The 16631-nt window shown below is 45.2% G+C and carries 18 protein-coding genes, 1 tRNA gene and 1 pseudogene; 15 read left to right on the forward strand and 5 right to left on the reverse strand.

All coding sequences use genetic code 11. From position 1 onward, the window contains the following. From Q7U10_00785 to Q7U10_00795, 3 genes are all read right to left on the reverse strand, one after another. Positions 1-243, reverse strand: a 243-nt coding sequence (locus Q7U10_00785) for a ParB N-terminal domain-containing protein (protein ID MDO8281153.1), incomplete at its 3' end; no start/stop codon positions are given. Between the two features lie 17 nt (positions 244-260). Continuing rightward, positions 261-1058 (reverse strand): RES family NAD+ phosphorylase, encoded by a 798-nt coding sequence (locus Q7U10_00790; protein MDO8281154.1) that lies wholly within the window; start codon positions 1056-1058, stop codon positions 261-263. Then, the gene (locus Q7U10_00795; GenBank protein MDO8281155.1) at positions 1055-1354 is read right to left on the reverse strand and encodes a hypothetical protein; all 300 of its coding nucleotides are present in this window, start codon (positions 1352-1354) and stop codon (positions 1055-1057) included. Before Q7U10_00795 ends, Q7U10_00790 begins: the two co-directional genes overlap by 4 nt. Before the next feature lie 491 nt (positions 1355-1845). Here Q7U10_00795 and Q7U10_00800 point away from each other — a divergent pair, with 491 nt between their 5' ends. The 6 genes and pseudogenes from Q7U10_00800 to Q7U10_00825 all read left to right on the forward strand — a co-directional run bounded on the left by Q7U10_00800 (position 1846) and on the right by Q7U10_00825 (position 8437). After that, on the forward strand, positions 1846-3057 hold the full coding sequence (locus Q7U10_00800; GenBank protein ID MDO8281156.1) for a Fic family protein: 1212 nt from the start codon (positions 1846-1848) through the stop codon (positions 3055-3057). A gap of 193 nt (positions 3058-3250) precedes the next feature. Further along, the gene (locus tag Q7U10_00805; GenBank protein ID MDO8281157.1) at positions 3251-4408 is read left to right on the forward strand and encodes a tyrosine-type recombinase/integrase; all 1158 of its coding nucleotides are present in this window, start codon (positions 3251-3253) and stop codon (positions 4406-4408) included. A gap of 530 nt (positions 4409-4938) precedes the next feature. Next, positions 4939-5268 (forward strand): winged helix-turn-helix domain-containing protein, encoded by a 330-nt coding sequence (locus Q7U10_00810; protein ID MDO8281158.1) that lies wholly within the window; start codon positions 4939-4941, stop codon positions 5266-5268. Continuing rightward, positions 5265-5795 (forward strand): hypothetical protein, encoded by a 531-nt coding sequence (locus Q7U10_00815; GenBank protein MDO8281159.1) that lies wholly within the window; start codon positions 5265-5267, stop codon positions 5793-5795. The genes Q7U10_00810 and Q7U10_00815 overlap by 4 nt, the downstream gene beginning before the upstream one ends. A gap of 257 nt (positions 5796-6052) precedes the next feature. Further along, positions 6053-7561 (forward strand): annotated as a pseudogene (locus Q7U10_00820) (hypothetical protein). 84 nt (positions 7562-7645) lie between these two features. Further along, entirely contained in the window at positions 7646-8437 is a 792-nt protein-coding gene (locus tag Q7U10_00825; GenBank protein MDO8281160.1) for a chitobiase/beta-hexosaminidase C-terminal domain-containing protein, read from the forward strand. Positions 8438-8532: 95 nt separating this feature from the next. On the opposite strand, the gene Q7U10_00830 is transcribed toward Q7U10_00825, so the two are convergent. After that, a tRNA-Thr gene (locus Q7U10_00830) sits at positions 8533-8608 on the reverse strand. Positions 8609-8776: 168 nt separating this feature from the next. Then, positions 8777-9379, reverse strand: a complete 603-nt coding sequence (gene dksA / locus Q7U10_00835) for an RNA polymerase-binding protein DksA (protein MDO8281161.1) — start codon at positions 9377-9379, stop codon at positions 8777-8779. A 185-nt stretch (positions 9380-9564) separates the two neighbouring features. Between dksA and Q7U10_00840 the strand changes: the two genes are divergently transcribed. The 9 genes from Q7U10_00840 to Q7U10_00880 all read left to right on the forward strand — a co-directional run bounded on the left by Q7U10_00840 (position 9565) and on the right by Q7U10_00880 (position 16620). Then, entirely contained in the window at positions 9565-10530 is a 966-nt protein-coding gene (locus Q7U10_00840; protein MDO8281162.1) for an ABC transporter ATP-binding protein, read from the forward strand. Then, positions 10530-11474 (forward strand): ATP-binding cassette domain-containing protein, encoded by a 945-nt coding sequence (locus tag Q7U10_00845; GenBank protein ID MDO8281163.1) that lies wholly within the window; start codon positions 10530-10532, stop codon positions 11472-11474. The genes Q7U10_00840 and Q7U10_00845 overlap by 1 nt, the downstream gene beginning before the upstream one ends. 30 nt (positions 11475-11504) lie before the next feature. Next, positions 11505-12239, forward strand: coding sequence for a pyridoxine 5'-phosphate synthase (locus Q7U10_00850; GenBank protein ID MDO8281164.1), 735 nt, complete (start codon positions 11505-11507; stop codon positions 12237-12239). A 3-nt stretch (positions 12240-12242) separates the two neighbouring features. Next, the gene (acpS, locus tag Q7U10_00855) at positions 12243-12614 is read left to right on the forward strand and encodes a holo-ACP synthase (protein MDO8281165.1); all 372 of its coding nucleotides are present in this window, start codon (positions 12243-12245) and stop codon (positions 12612-12614) included. A gap of 9 nt (positions 12615-12623) precedes the next feature. Beyond that, the gene (locus Q7U10_00860) at positions 12624-14165 is read left to right on the forward strand and encodes an NAD(P)H-hydrate dehydratase (GenBank protein ID MDO8281166.1); all 1542 of its coding nucleotides are present in this window, start codon (positions 12624-12626) and stop codon (positions 14163-14165) included. A gap of 5 nt (positions 14166-14170) precedes the next feature. Further along, positions 14171-14854 carry a peptidoglycan editing factor PgeF gene (gene pgeF / locus Q7U10_00865; GenBank protein ID MDO8281167.1) on the forward strand — a complete coding sequence of 228 codons (684 nt, stop codon included), beginning with the start codon at positions 14171-14173 and terminating at the stop codon, positions 14852-14854. Between the two features lie 62 nt (positions 14855-14916). Then, positions 14917-15375, forward strand: coding sequence for a CBS domain-containing protein (locus Q7U10_00870; protein MDO8281168.1), 459 nt, complete (start codon positions 14917-14919; stop codon positions 15373-15375). Further along, positions 15359-15778 (forward strand): tRNA (adenosine(37)-N6)-threonylcarbamoyltransferase complex ATPase subunit type 1 TsaE, encoded by a 420-nt coding sequence (tsaE, locus tag Q7U10_00875; protein MDO8281169.1) that lies wholly within the window; start codon positions 15359-15361, stop codon positions 15776-15778. The genes Q7U10_00870 and tsaE overlap by 17 nt, the downstream gene beginning before the upstream one ends. Beyond that, positions 15775-16620 (forward strand): NAD(+)/NADH kinase, encoded by an 846-nt coding sequence (locus tag Q7U10_00880; protein ID MDO8281170.1) that lies wholly within the window; start codon positions 15775-15777, stop codon positions 16618-16620. The genes tsaE and Q7U10_00880 overlap by 4 nt, the downstream gene beginning before the upstream one ends. The last annotated feature ends 11 nt before the right edge of the window (positions 16621-16631 follow it).

Consider the following 16631-nt stretch of genomic DNA (forward strand, 5'->3'; position numbering starts at 1 on the left):
TTTTTTAATGCCCAATTCCTTTAGAGCGTTATACCTTCTTTCTCCATCAATAAGTAAATATTTCTCCTCATCAATTTTTTGAACAACCAATGGAACTATTAAGCCAAATGTTTTTATTGATCGCTTTAAATATTCAAAATGTTCATCTTCACTTCTTACATATTGGCCTCTTGGATTTTGAGGGTTTTTTGTAATTTTTGAAATCTCAATTTCATCTAGATGTAAATTTAATATTGATTCCATGTTTTTCCTCTCTTTTTCTATTTGCTTTTTAGATATTTAGAAATAAAATATGTATTCGAGGTTTGTGTGAAATCAAAAGATACTTTTTTGACTTCATGTAATGTGCAATTGATTAGGTCTGCTGAGTCTAAATCAAAAAGTACTATGTTGTGTCCTTTTCCTAGTGAACTTCTATAGCCGATTCCATTAAATCCATTATTTTTAAAGAACTCTGCCAATATTTGCGTTGGAACATAATCGGCTGTGTTTTCATTAATAGTAATTGGTCGTGAAAATGCCCTATCTATGTCCCTCCATACTGCAACTTCTCTTTTTATTGCATCGGGTTCTTTTAAGTATACAGAAGAGTTTTTATCATCAGAGGTGCAATTAATAAGTTTAACATCTTTTGTTAGTTTAAATTGTCCGATTGAAATATATGAGCCAAGCCAAGGCCTTACTTCTGCCATAGCAGTATTATCGTTTGTTGCAAGGTAAAGATATGGAATTCCCTTAGGATTAGCTCTTCCTTCTGAAGCCAAATTATTCAAGGGTTTCATTTTTTCAGGCCCTAAAGGACCTGGGAAGTGATCAATAAGTTGACCTCCTTCATAATAAGGTTCCCAGTCATTACCAAGTTGAGATCGCCATAATATGGAATCTTTTTCGACCGTTTCAGTTCTGGATTTACTGGTTTCTAATATAATTTGAAGAAAAGCTTGGGTTATTGAATCATAAAAAAAACGATTTCGCTTTTTCACATATTGTTCAAAATGATGAAAATCTTGCCATGATTTAAATATTTTTGTTATAGATAATTGTTTTTTGTTATTCATGGCTTCCACATTTCTTTTTCATCCATAATCACACGACGATTATTTTCTGAAATCTTTAGCCCTTCAGATCTTAGAAACGCAGCTCTTTCCAAACAATCATACTCATTCTCTGGGTGTGGAAACCTCCCACCTTTAAGTAATACTCTTATTCTGCCAATACTTTCAGATGAACAGATAGCTTTTGCTAACGCACGAGGCGTTGTATCATTATATGGTGCAAGGGTTCCATGTGTGGTGACTTTCCCTTGTGGAATTCTATCAAGCATTAATTCAAGTTTTTTTCTGTCATAAGCCATACGGCTATACTCCTTTCATAAATATTGAAGTATCATAAGCAATGCAACTCTTTATTATCAAGGAAAAAATATGCGATGAACGTAATAAATAATCAGAGTCACTTGAATAATTGAAGAGTGAATCAATGATATTACAGAGGAACATTGAAAAATAAAGTACGTTAATTACGACAAGTCGTTTTCTTAATCAAAGCATGAAATAAGCATGTTCACTTCCCTTGTTAACTGCTTGAAAAACCTAGTTTATTTCTACTACCTAAGCTTAACTTTATTGTTGTGCTATATAGCAAATGGTCTACCCCCAGCTATAGTGCCACTTTAAGTTAGAGTTTTCCAGTAAATAAAGGCAGGAGATATACTTACCTATAATCGGCATATATATCGGCAATATTGCATACATTAATTTTATATTGACTTACGATAACTAATCGTTTAATATAAATTTATTAAGGATGATAAGCAGGTAATTAAATCGGCAATATAAGATTGATATGACTTCAGCAATAAACAAAATGACGCCTCTTTATCCTGAAAATGCTGAGGAGCTTCACGACCTTGCCCTGTCTGTAATCCAGAAGTCTGCGGCCCTTGGCAGCCGGCAGCATCCTGTCACACTCCGTTCGCTGCATGAGTTACTCCGAATAATTAACAGTTATTATTCCAATCTGATCGAGGGTCATAACACTCATCCATATGATATTGTGCGCGCGATGCAGAAGAAGTATGACACCGAACCGGCAAAGCGTAATCTCCAGTTAGAGAGTGTTGCTCATATTACTGTTCAGAGGGACATGGAAAAAAAATTACAAGACGAGCCTGAGTCCAATATTGCGAGTCATGAATTCCTTTGTTATATACACCGGGAATTTTATATGCAATTGCCTGAGGAGTTTCTGATCGTGAAGGATCCTGATACAGGCCGCGAAAGCAGGGTTGTGCCGGGCGAGCTGCGCACAGAAGCGGTAAAAGTCGGACGGCATATTCCGCCGGAAAGTAGTTCTCTAAATGACCTACTTGATCGGTTCGGAGAATTTTATGCGCCGGAACATCATCATGGTGCGGCAAAGCTCGTTGCAACAGCCGCTGCTCACCATCGATTCATGTGGATACATCCTTTCCTCGACGGCAACGGCCGGGTGGCTCGTCTATTTACAGAGGCATATTTTCATCGGATTCCAGTTCTCGGCTACGGGCTCTGGTCCGTGAGTCGCGGGCTTGCCCGCCGTAACGCTGATTATAAAGCTGCGCTCACCTGGGCGGATGCTCCACGGCGCAATGACCTCGACGGCAGAGGGAATCTGTCGAATGAAGGGCTGATACACTTCTGCCGGTTTTTTCTGGAAGTCTGCCTTGACCAGGTGGAATATATGAGCGACCTGCTGAAGCTCGAAGAACTCATTCAGAGGATCAGGCACTATGTTGACCTTAGAAACAGGGGCATGGTCCTCGGGCCATCGGGCGAAAAGCAGCCTCTTCGGCCAGAGGCATCCGGAATGCTTCAGGAAGTCCTGATACACGGCGTCTCGACGCGGGGTGATGTCATTAAGGCTTCAGGGCTGAAGGAACGCACAGGACGAAGCCTGCTGGGAATTCTTCTTGAGGAAGGATTGCTGGTTTCGGATACTCCGAAGGGAGAGGTTAGGGTAGGGTTTCCTATCCATGCGGCAGGATGGTTTTTCCCGGAGTTGTATCCGACGTCATAGCTATCTTGAACAGATTAACCCCTATGAATTTGAACAGGCTTCATATGGAAGTAACAAACTGACTACAAAAGTGGGGTAAGTCCAGTAAAGAAAAGGATGTTTTAGATGACAATAAATGGCAATTTGGATATGGCGATGTCTGGACACTGCGCTGAACACATGCGCTTCTCTCAGGATCTAAAAGGGGGATATTATGAAAAAGATTAAGATTGGTTATCCAAACATCTTTAAAAGAAGTAATGGCATATGGAATATCCAGTATTCAAGAGATGTGAGGAGATCGATCAGGACGAGGGATGAGTCAATAGCCAGGGCAGTACTGCAGCAGGCGATCAGGAAAATGCTTGACAGTAAGTTATTAAGCATTGAGAAGGTCAAGAGTATAATGCTGGATGACTTTATCCGTGAATATATCGAGAAGCGCGAGCTGATGGATATCGAGCCGCGGACTGTTGACAATGACCGCCTGGCATTCAGGCGCTTTAGAGAGATTGTCGGCAATCAGAGGCTCCGGAAGATAGACCGTGCTGATGTTGATAGATTTAAGCTCAGCCTCTTAAGGGAAGGACGTGCAAAAGGCTATATCAACTCCCTGCTCCGGTCTCTTACAACAGGTTTCAACTATGCCGTGAAAGAAGCAGGGTATATTTCATATAATCCATTCATTAAAAAGAACCGGCACGACAATGTGCTATTCAAGATGGATGAGCAGCTCCCGAAGTTCATATCACCTGAGAATATTGAGAGGATATTTGATGCTATCAGCAGTAAAGACTTGGTTCTGTTTTGCGACAACAGCGGGTTTTGGCATATCAATGATTCAGGAAAAGATATCCCGCTCGGGCCCAAGAAGGAGTTCCGGGCCCAAGAGTTCTTAAGGGATGAGAAGGCGCGCCGCGATGATTTTTATCTGGCAGTGAAGATATATCTCTATACCGGGATGCGGCGTTCAGAGCTTATAAGGCTGAATAGGCAGGACATAGACCTGCGCAACGGCCTTATCTATATCAGAGACACAAAGAGCAAGAAGGACAGGGCTGTGCCTATTCATGACGACCTGAGGCTTCTCCTTGAGAATGTACACGAAGGCATAGGCAAGCTCTTCCCGCGCTGGAGCTCGGCAGACGTGATGACAGCGCTCTTCAGGAAGTACGCAGACAAAGCAGGGGTATCAGCGACCCTGCATCATCTGAGGCATTCATTCGGCAGCTACCTCTCTATGGCTGGAGAGGATATTAATAAAATCCAGAAGCTGATGGGACACAGTGACATCAAGACAACGCAGATCTATGCGAAGGTCAACACAGAGTCACTACGGAGTACCATCGGTAAACTGAACTACGGGAAGTAGGAGAACGATTGATACCAAATTACGCCTGCTCACATAGGCACATCTTTAGAGAGGGCGTCCCCTTTACAGAGCAGCTGCGCACAAAGTGCGCACACTCACCACTTAAGTCCTTGTTTTTTATAACAGGTATGACAGAATCAGAATATGAGAGAGATCAAGAGATGGTCAGTAAAAGAAGATCATGAGGAGAAGTTTGAGATCTTCAAAAAGAGGTTGAAATAACCTCGGGCCTCCAAAAGTATCGCGTCATCCAGCAGCCATTCTTTAACTGTTGTCACTGTCGTCAGAGTGTCGCCGCTGTGTAGATACCTCGTTTGCACTATAAAAGCAATAGGAAAATGTCGTCATAATATTTCTTGTTAAAACTCAATAACTCTGCAACTGTTGATTATTAAAATAAAAAAACACTATTGTCCTATAGAAAATAATGTTGTCATTTTGTAGTCACCCGCTCTTTCTTGCAATTTACGCGTTTATTTAATACCATAATATATGGTAGCAGTACCAAATATTATGGTAATGGAGAGAGCATGTTAGAGTCCCTGTTTGGAAACATAACAATAGAGAAGATATTCTTCTTCATCAACACATATGGAGAAGGCTATCCGCTTGGGATGGCCAAGACCTTTGATCTGCCGGTCAACAGGATCCAGCAGCAGCTCAAGAGGCTGGAGGAAGGTGGCATAGTAGTAAGCCGTCTTGCCGGAAGGGTGAGGCTTTATACGTTTAACCCGAGATACCCTTTTCTTAATGAACTTAAGGCTCTCATATCAAAGGCCTATGATTTCTTTCCAGAAAATGAGAAGGAAAAGTACTACCGCCAGCGTACCAGGCCTAGAAGGGCGGGCAAACCGCTATGAAGATTGATTGGAAGAAGATAGATATCAAGACACTGGCCGCTCTGGTAAGTGAAAAGCTGAAGGATAATGGCATCGACGCCATTCTGGTCGGTGGTGCGTGTGTATCTATTTATACCAGAAACATCTATATGTCATATGATCTTGATTTTGTATCTTATGCACCCCTTAAAGAGATAGCAGTGGCACTTAAGGAGCTTGGTTTCACGCAAGAGGGTTCAAGACACTTTATAAGAAAAGATTGCCCGTTATTTGTTGAATTTGTCTCACCGCCTGCAGCTATCGGCGATGAACCTGTAAAAAAGACGGATAATATCAAAACTAAATATGGTACGGTCTCGTTATTTACCCCGACTGACTGTGTGAAGGATAGGCTTGCAGCATTTTACCACTGGAATGATCCTCAGTCACTTGAACAGGCGCTAATGGTGGCAAAGGCTCAGAAGGTGAATATGAGAGAGATCAAAAGATGGTCAGTAAAAGAAGATCATGAGGAGAAGTTTGAGATCTTCAAAAAGAGGTTGAAATAACCTCGGGGCTCCAAAAGTATCGCGTCATCCAGCGGCCATTCTTTAACTGTCGTCACTGTCGTCAGAGTGTCGCCGCTGTGATGGGTAAAATCTACAAATGTCGTCATTTTGTCGTCACTTTTACCACATCATACGGAAAATCGGGGAAAATGAAGTAAAGCTGAGAATCCGATTTACTTTTTAAAATCAATAAATTAGGTGTAACCCTAGGCCAGGACCCAATTTTCTAAAAACCGCCTGAAAAAACTGAAGGAGGGACCGTGCTGGTGAAAGACATTTATCCAGGAACAAACAGTGAGTCTCCTGGATATCTTACCAATGTCAACGGCGTGCTGTATTTTGAGGCTGATGAAGGAACTAATGGGATTGAACTCTGGAAGAGCGATGGGACAGCAGCAGGGACTGTGCTGGTTAAAGACATCTATCCCGGCGCAAACGGTTCGTGGGCGCAAAATCTTACTAATGTCAACGGCGTGCTGTATTTTATGGCCTATGATGGAACTCATGGGATTGAACTTTGGAAGAGCGACGGGACAGCAGAAGGGACTTTGTTGGTTAAGGATATCAATCTTGCCACAAACGATTCGAGACCGCATAATCTGACCGATGTAAACGGGGTGCTGTATTTTACGGCTGATGACCTAACTGACGGAACTGAACTGTGGAAGAGCGATGGGACAGCAGCAGGGACCTTGCTGGTTAAGGACATCAATCCCGGTTCTATCGGTTCTTTAAGTGATTTCCCTCCTGTATATCTAGTCAATGTCAATGGTGTGCTGTATTTTACAGCTGATGACGGGACTAACGGGATTGAACTGTGGAAGAGCGTCGGGACAGCAGAGGGAACCGTGCTCATAAAGGACATCAGGATCAATGGTACAGGGAGTTCAAGGCCCGAATATCTTACTGATTTTCAAGGTGTGCTGTATTTTAATGCCAATGACGGAACTAACGGAACGGAACTGTGGAAGAGCAACGGGACAGCATCAGGGACTGTGCGGGTTGAGGATATAAATCCCGGCGCAAACGGTTCGGGCCCTTCATCCCTGACTGTTGTTAACAGCAAGCTGTATTTTGCAGCCAATGACGGGACGAACGGGAATGAGCTGTGGAAGAGCAGCGGGGCAGCATCAGGGACTGTGCTGGTAAAGGATATCTATCCCGGAGCAAGCGGTTCGTCTCTGATGTATTTTACCAATGTCAACGGAGTGTTGTATTTTACGGCCAATGATGGGACTAATGGGAGGGAGCTTTGGAAGAGCAATGGGACAGCAGCAGGGACTGTAATGGTTAAAGATATTTATCCCGGGGCTGGCAGTTCGAACCCGTTTAATTTGGCCAATGTAAATGGGGTACTGTATTTTGTGGCCGATGACGGAATAAACGGTGATGAACTTTGGAAGAGTGACGGGACAACAGAGGGTACACTGCTGGTGAAGGACATTTATTCAGGGACAAGTACTTTTTTATATCCGCAATGGCTGACTGATTTCAACGGTGTGCTGTATTTTAAGGCTGATGACGGAACTAACGGGTATGAGCTGTGGAAGAGTGATGGGACTGAGGGAGGCACTGTAATGGTGAAGGACATTTATCCCGGCTCTGGCAGTTCAGTTCCCTCATATCTGATAAATATGAACGGTGTGCTGTATTTTGCAGCCAGTGATGGAACTCATGGGTCTGAGCTGTGGAAGAGTGATGGGACTGAGGGAGGCACTGTAATGGTGAAGGATATCCATCCAACAGCCGATTCGAGTCCGCGATATCTGGTCAATGTCAACGGAGTACTGTATTTTACGGCTGATGACCCCTGGCTGGGATCAGAGTTGTTTGCTTTGAATACTACAACCATGTCTGATGTGACGCCCCCTGTAACAACTGCGACTCCTTCATCCGGGTCTACTCAGTACGTATCTCTCACTTGTGATGACGGCGGTGGCTCAGGATGCGCAGGTATTTTCTATACACTTGACGTTTCAAATCCTACGGTATATTCACAGCCCTACACAGGCCTGGTAAGCATCACTGATACAACAATTCTCAGGTATTTTGCCATTGATGTAGCCGGTAATATGGAAGCTGTGCATACAGGTCTTTATACTCCATGTCCGCTTTGGTATCAGGATACCGACGGTGACAGTTATGGAGATCCATTGAATTCAATTCAAGCATGTTCTCAACCATTAGGCTATGTAATAGATAATACAGATTGTGATGATACAAACCCTGCAATCAATCCACTTACATACTGGTATCCTGATGCTGACGGAGATAGCTATGGAAATTCATCTGTAGCAATTCAAGACTGTTCTCAACCCGTTGGCTTTGTGTTAAATATGACTGATTCTGACGATAGTGACCCAAATATTCATCCTGGAGGCCCTTCTTTAAGAGTGTCTGGTTCAATTACCACTTACTATTTCTCTTTACAGGATGCGTATGATGCGGCGATAGTAGGAGATATAATCCAAATACAGACAAGCAGCTTTACTGAAGATTTGTATATAGATTTAAACAAGTCTGTTACTCTGCGAGGCGGTTATAATAGTAATTTCAATGCAACCACCGGCAAAACGGTAATAAACGGCAATGTGACCATAAGTGACGGTGTCGTAACAATGGAAAATATCATAATCCAGTGACGAAATGAGCCATGCTTTTCTTGTCTACTATACAAAACAAGCAGGCAAGTTGAAGTAAGTAGGCAGTGACTAAGAGGTAACTCATTGAAATCAAATGGAGCCACCGAGCGGAATCGAACCGCTGACCTGCTGATTACGAATCAGCTGCTCTACCAACTGAGCTACGGTGGCGCTTCTCTGAAAAGAGGCTTTATATTCTATACCAGAAATACGATTTATTGCCACAGCAGTATTGAAGATCTTTGGCAGGGCATAAGTCAGGAGCGGGCATGGAACTGATGATGTTGATTATCATGGATATGTATGCCGGTGAGCCTGGAATATCAGAACATCAAAAGGCTAAATTCCTTTTGATATCCTCTCTTCTTCTTCCTGCTCGGTCTTGCAGTCAACGCATAAAGTAGTAACAGGCCTTGCCTGAAGGCGCTTGATGCCTATCTCCTCACCGCAGGCTTCGCAATACCCGTAGACCTTGCTCTTGATGCGGTCTATGGTCTGGTCTATCTTTTTAAGAAGCCCTCTGTCCCTGTCCCTGAGCCTGAGCATGAAGTTCCTGTCAGTCTCTGCGGTTGCCTGGTCTCCCATGTCAGGGTAGTTAAGCTCCCCGGGGAGGATATGAAGTGTTTCTGAAGCCTCTTTGAGCAGGGATTCTTTCTGGATCTGGAGGTTATGCTGTATATCAAGTATGGCTTTTTCTCTGTTTGTCGGCGCCGGTTTTTTACCGGATCCTTTTTTTACCGCAGGCGTTTTGACAGCAGCCTTCTTGACCGGCTTTGCTGCGGCCTTCTTAACTACTGCCTTTTTTACTGCTGTCTTCTTTTTAACCGCAGCCTTCTTCTTCACAGGAGAGGTAGCTTTCTTTTTAGGTATGGTTTTCTTTATAACAGCCTTTTTCTTAGCTGTCTTTTTAGCTGTATTTTTTTTGACCGGTTTCTTTGCCATTTTTAATATGCCTCCGAATTCAGCATGATATTTGTTTAAGAACAGCATGTACGATAACAAATTTATTTTTTCTAGTCAAACATTATAAAAGATAGTTAGCTGAGCATGCTTGACAAAGATTATGTATTGCGATAACTTACAATTCAAGTCTGAGTCCCACTATATAAAGGAATACTATTTTGCTCATGAATGATGCCCTTCTTTCTGTTGAAGACCTCAGTGTATCTTTTTCAACGGATGCCGGACATATTAAGACAGTTGACGGAGTTACATTCAGTGTCGCGCAGGAAGATACCGTAAGTATTGTCGGTGAAAGCGGGTCAGGCAAGACATTGACCGCGCTCTCGATAATGAACCTTCTGCCGTCCAATGCCGCGTTCTCAGGCAGGGTGGTATTTAAGGGCGATGAGATATCTTCATGGAGTGAAGACCGGATGCGCGGCATAAGGGGCAGGGATATCGCAATGGTATTCCAGGAGCCTATGACATTTCTTAACCCTGTCTTTACTGTAGGCTACCAGGTCGCTGAGGCGCTCACAACGCATATTGATATCTCCATGCGGGATGCCATGTCTCAAGCGGTGGAGCTTTTGAGAAAGGTTAATATCCCGTCTCCTGAATTAAGGATAAAGGAATACCCGCACCAGATGAGCGGCGGCATGAGGCAGAGGGCGATGATAGCAATGGCTATAGCATGTAACCCCTCGCTCATTATCGCGGACGAACCGACCACTGCGCTTGATGTCACGATACAGGCTCAGATACTTGAGCTGCTCGGCAGGCTGAAAGAGAGCAACAAAATGTCGCTTCTCCTTATAACTCATGACCTCGGGATAGTTGCTGAATGGGCATCAAGGGTTGTTGTGATGTATGCAGGAAGAATAGTTGAGAACGCGCCTGTCAGAGATATTTTTCTTAATCCGAGGCATCCATATACGATCGGGCTTCTTGAATCACTTCCGGGGAAGAAGGGCGAGAAGCTGAATCCGATACCCGGGCAGGTGCCTGCGCTTGACGCGCTTCCTTCAGGATGTAAATTTTCAACACGATGCAGATATGTCTTAAAAGAATGCCTTCAGAAGGAACCCGGGCTTATTCCCGCTGGAAGCCCCGGCCATCTCAGCAGGTGCATAAGGGCGATGGAACTCTAATGGAACTGCTGAAGCTTGAGAACATAAAAAAATCCTTCCCCATAAAGGGCAAGCGCTTTGTTAAGGCTGTAGATGACGTCAGCTTCTCTGTATCAAAGGGCGAGGTCTTCGGACTTGTCGGCGAGAGCGGCTGCGGCAAGTCTACTGTTGCTAAATTGATCCTGCGCCTTATCGAGCCTACTGAAGGGAAGGTCTATTTTAACGGGATCGATGTGGTTACTGCCGGGAGCAGGGAACTCTCAAAGATAAGAAAGGGGCTTCAGATAATATTTCAGGACCCGCTTGCCTCCCTTAATCCGAGAAAGAATATCATTGATGCCGTTGGTGAGGCTCTTATCATTAACAGGATAGTAAGCAGAGGGGATGTTAAAGAGCGTGTTGTGCATCTCCTTGAAAAGGTCGGTATCGATCCGGACGCGCTTTACAGGTATCCCCATGAATTCAGCGGCGGCCAGAGGCAGAGGATATGCATAGCCAGGGCGCTTGCTGTTGAGCCCCTGCTTCTGGTTGCGGATGAGGCGCTTTCAGCGCTTGACGTATCGATACAGGCGCAGATAATGAACCTGATGGAAGACCTTCGGAAAGATTCAGGGTTATCATATGTCTTTATCAGCCACAACCTGCTTGTGATAGAGCACTTCAGCGACAGGGTGGCGGTGATGTATCTCGGCAAGATAATTGAGCTCTCAAAGACAGATGAGCTTTTTGAGAAACCACTGCATCCTTATACCGAAGCGCTTCTTTCAGCAGTACCCAAGCCTGAGGTTTCAGAGAAGAAGGAGAGGATAATCCTTGAGGGCGATGTGCCGAGCCCAGTGAATATCCCGTCAGGCTGTCCGTTCCATCCGCGATGCCACAAAAGGTTCGGGCTGTGTGATAAGGAGATCCCGGTGCTTAAAGATCAGGGCAACGGCAGGCTGGTCTCGTGCCATTTGTGGGGATAGAAAAGTTAATTCAAAATTTTATGGAGGTACATAATGCTGTTAGGTGTTAATGTTGATCATGTTGCAACTTTGAGAGAGGCGAGGAAGGGGGAATACCCTGATCCTGTTATCGCTGCAAACCATGCCATTAAGGGCGGGGCAGACGGTATTACCGTGCATCTCAGGGAGGACAGGAGGCACATACAGGACAGGGACCTGAAGATCCTGGTGAATAGCATCAATGTCGAGCTTAACCTTGAGATGGCTGCGACTGATGAGATGATAGGTATTGCGATAAAGCTGAGGCCTGACATGGTGACGCTTGTGCCTGAAAAGAGGCAGGAGCTTACGACAGAAGGGGGGCTTGACCTTGTGAAGGGCAAAAAGAAGATACAGAAAGCGATAGACACGATACAGGCAGCAGGCATACCTGTAAGCCTCTTTATCAATCCGTCAGAGGCTGATGTGGCTGCCTCAGAGGGTATGGGCGCGGCAATGGTCGAGATACATACCGGCCGTTATGCCGATGCAAAGGGAAGGCAAAGAACTCTTGAACTCAAGAGGGTAAAGGATGCGGTTAAGAAAGGGCTTGAGCTCGGCCTCTTTGTCAATGCAGGCCATGGGCTGAACTCCGGGAATGTGAAGAGCATCGCGGCGATCAAAGGCATAAGAGCGCTTTACATAGGCCACGGCATTATATCGGATTCAGTATTTGTCGGGCTTGAGAAGGCGGTAAGAGAGATGAAGAAACTGATAAAGGAGAGCAGTAAAGTAGCCTGCTCATAAACTATGATCTACGGAATCGGAATAGACCTGGTCAAGGTTGACAGGATGAAAGAGGTCTCGGAGAAGTGGCAGGAGAGGTTTTATAAAAGAGTCTTCACTGACAGTGAGGTAGCTTATTGCCGTGAGAAGGGTAACCCGTATCTTTCTCTTGCCGTCCGTTTTGCAGCCAAGGAGGCTGTTATAAAGGCCATCGGTTCAAGGGCGTTAATTGACCTGACGGATATCGAGGTTGTTAACAGCGATACGGGCAAACCTTATATAAAGATAGAAGGGAAGCTCAAGGAATTCTTTCAGGATAACGGCATCAAACACTGTCACCTTTCACTGAGTCACGAGAGAGAGTACGGCATCGCATCAGTTGTGCTGGAAAGTTGAAAAATAGCCATGATCAAGGTTGCGACCGCGCATGAGATGATGGAGATTGACCGGGCTGCCATAAACAGATACGGCATTGCCGGCATAGAGCTTATGGAGCGGGCTGGGCTTGCCTGTGTTGATAAGATAAATCAGATGTATAGCTATGAAACTGCCTATGTTCTGTGCGGTGGCGGCAACAACGGCGGAGACGGATTTGTCATAGCACGGATTCTTAATGGCGAAGGCAGAAATGTAAAGGCATTTCTCGCTGTTCCGGCATCAAAGCTCAAAGGCGATGCAAAGACAAATTACATCAGGGCGAAGAAAGCGGGCGTTCAAATCTTTCCTATCAGTAAATTTTTAACAAGTCACTCATCACATATCACGCGTCACAACCTCATCATTGACGCGCTATTCGGCACAGGGCTAAGCAAGGAAATTAAGTCACCGCTTTCCGGTGTTATAAATAAGGTGAACAGCCTCTCATCACCTGTGCTCTCTGTTGATATCCCATCAGGCATATCTTCAGACACAGGGCAGATCATGGGCTGTGCGGTGAAGGCTGATCACACAGTGACCTTCGGGCTTCCAAAGAGAGGCCACTTGCTTTATCCGGGCGCTGAATATACAGGCAGGCTTTCTATCGCAGACATTGGTTTTCCTCAGAAGTTGTTAACTTCCTCAAAGATAAAGGCCAACCTCATTCAAAAAGCTGACGCGCTTTCACTTATGCCGCAAAGGCCTAAAGACTCTCACAAGGGAACCTACGGACATGTTCTTATAATCGCAGGATCAAGGGGCAAGACAGGCGCAGCTCTCATGACGGCAAAGGCGTGTTTGAGAACAGGCGCAGGGCTTGTCACTATCGGGATACCTGATTCTCTTGTGGATACATTTCAGGCAAGGGTGACTGAGGAGATGATACTGCCTCTGCCTGATAAAGGCAACGGCACACTCTCATCTGCCGCAGTTCCGGTCATTCTTAAATTCTTAGAGAAGAGAGGCACTGTACTGGCAATTGGGCCGGGCATATCAAATGATAAAGAGATATCAGCGCTTGTATGCGAGCTTATCATAAGGTCGCATGTTCCGATAGTCATAGATGCTGACGGATTAAACGCTATCGCAGGTAAGACATCCATCTTGAAGAGGTCAGGCGCGCCTGTTATTCTCACACCTCATTCAGGAGAGATGGCAAGGCTCTTAAATCGCAAGGCAGAAAAATTAAAGGAAGACAGAATTAATACAGCTATCTCTTTTGCGAAGAAGACAAAGGCATATCTTGTTCTTAAAGGAGCGCCGACCGTTATTGCTGCTCCTTCAGGTGATGCGTTCATTAACTCAACAGGCAATCCCGGCATGTCCACCGCAGGGGCAGGAGATGTTCTTACGGGCATGATATCAGCCTTTCTTGCTCAGGGATTGAACCCGCAGAAAGCATCTATCCTTGGTGTATACATGCACGGCAATGCAGGTGATATCGCTGCCGAGAAGAAGGGGGAACATTCACTTATCGCATCTGATATCATAAAAGCGATACCTTCGGCCTTCAGGTCAATATTTAAATAATTAAAATGAAGAACTTTATATTGCCTTCAAACATCGCATTGCCGGAGGTCATGGCATTCTTTTCAACCAAGACCGCATCAGATATAAGCATTGAAAAGTTATTGCTTGAGGAGTTGTGTATTGAGGCTGATATATATATCCCCATACAGAAACATACTGACAAGGTGCATGTGCTTAAGTCAGGCATGGAACGTGTGATCGCCGATGCAGTAATAACATCGAGAAAGAATGTTCTGATCGGGATAAAGGTGGCAGACTGTGTCCCAATACTTCTGTGTGATAAGAAGATCGGAGTTATTGGCGCGGTTCACGCAGGCTGGAGAGGCACAGCATCCGGCATACTGAAACGCTCTATCGAAACGATGCAGAGAGAGTTCAATTCACTTCCTGAAAATATCATGGCAGCGATAGGCCCGAGCATAAAGGGCTGTTCTTATGAGGTTGATGATAATGTCATGAAGGCTGTCAGGTCTGCTTCTGGTGACGGCGGTTATATTAAAGAGGCCGGTGAAAAATATTTTATCGACCTTGCCCATGCCAACAGGCTTCAGGCGGTATCATCAGGAGTGCCTGAGCAGAACATCTGGCTTTCGGATGAATGCACATTCTGCAATGCCGAGAAGTTCCACTCGTACAGGCATTCAGGCGAAAATGCAGGGCGGCAGGGCGGTTTTATTATGATGTGGTAAAATATTAAACAACTGGAATGACAAAATATGAAATTGTACTATCTAACTATATTGGAGGCTGAATGCTTAAAGTAAAAGATTTCATGACCAGAGATGTCATAACGATAAATCCCGATGCAACTGTTGAAGCGCTTGCGAGGCTCCTGATAGAGCATAAGTTCAGCGGCGTGCCGGTTGTGGATGAAAACAAGAACCTTGTTGGGATAGTCACTGAGAATGACCTCATCAGCAAGAACAAGAGGCTTCACATCCCGACCATCATCAGGCTGTTTGACGCGTACATCATGCTCGGCTCCGGCAAGATGGAGGATGAGATAAAGAAGATGGCAGCTACAACCGTTGATGAGATATGTGTAAAAGATGTCGTATCCGTAACCGAGGAGACGACTCTGGAAGAGGCTGCCACTATAATGTCTGAGAAGAGTATCCATCTCCTGCCTGTGCTGAGAGGCAAGGCTGTTGTGGGTATCGTCGGCAAGGCGAACCTTGTTGGTGCGATGACAGGTGATAGTTCAAAGTAACAGCGATGCAGAGACAAGAGAGATAGGCCGCAGAATAGGGGAGAGGCTGAAGCCCGGCGATGTGGTCTGTCTTTACGGCGAGCTCGGCGCAGGCAAGACAACTATGGTGAAGGGCATCGCTTCTGTCTTCGGCATTATGGAGCGGGATGTTACCAGCCCGAGTTTCACTATTATAATCGAGCATGAAGGCGAAGTTCCGTTTAACCATGTTGACCTTTACAGGCTCTCTGAGAATGATGTGGCAGATCTCGGCCTGCATGAATATTTCAACAGGAAGAGCATATCTGTTATAGAGTGGGCTGAGAGGGCTGTGAGAGAGATACCTGATGATGCCATAAAGGTCAGGCTCAGCTACTCAGGCGAAGACAGAAGAGATATATTGATAGAGGGAATTACGATATGAAGAATGTTGGGATAATCGCAAAGAAGGGTGTTCCTGAGGCTATAGACGCTGTGAGGGATGTGCTGCAGTGGCTCAAGGCCGGGAAGTACAAGGTCGCTATTGATCCTGTGACAGCCGCAGCCCTGAAGATGAAGGGATGCCCCATAGAGAAACTTCCCTCAAGGTCTGACATTATCCTGGTCTTCGGTGGAGACGGCACACTCCTGAGCGCTGCGAGGCTCGTCGGCAGTAAGGGCGTTCCGATCCTCGGCATAAACCTCGGCAATCTCGGATTTATTACAGAGCTTGGCAGGGATGAGATACTTTTGAATATTGACAAGGTCTTTTCAGGCAAGTACAAGCTTGAGGAGAGGATACGGATCTCTGCTGATGTTTATCGCAAGGGCAAAAAGATATCTCAATACAGCGCGCTTAATGATGTGGTCCTGAATAAGAGCGCGCTTGCAAGGATGTTCGAACTGGACATACTCATCAACAAACAGTATGTAACAACATTCAGAGCGGACGGGCTGATCGTATCTACGCCTACGGGTTCTACCGCTCATTCACTCTCAGCAGGCGGGCCTGTGCTGTACCCGACGGTTGAATCATTTCTGATGACGCCTATCTGTCCGCATACACTCACAAGCAGGCCACTTGTGATACCTGATAATTTTGTTCTTGAGGCGATAGTAAAGTCTGGCGATAATGTGTATCTCACTGTTGACGGCCAGGTCGGCCTTCCTCTAAAGGTCAACGACAGCATCAGGATACGTAAGGCTGATTTCACCACAAAGTTCATTCATCTGCAGGACAGGGATTATTTTTATATACTCAGGTCAAAGATGAAGTGGGGGGAATAAAAAAGAGTTAA

This window comes from Thermodesulfovibrionia bacterium (assembly GCA_030646035.1).
In the GTDB taxonomy this organism is placed as follows: Bacteria; Nitrospirota; Thermodesulfovibrionia; order UBA6902; family UBA6902; genus JACQZG01.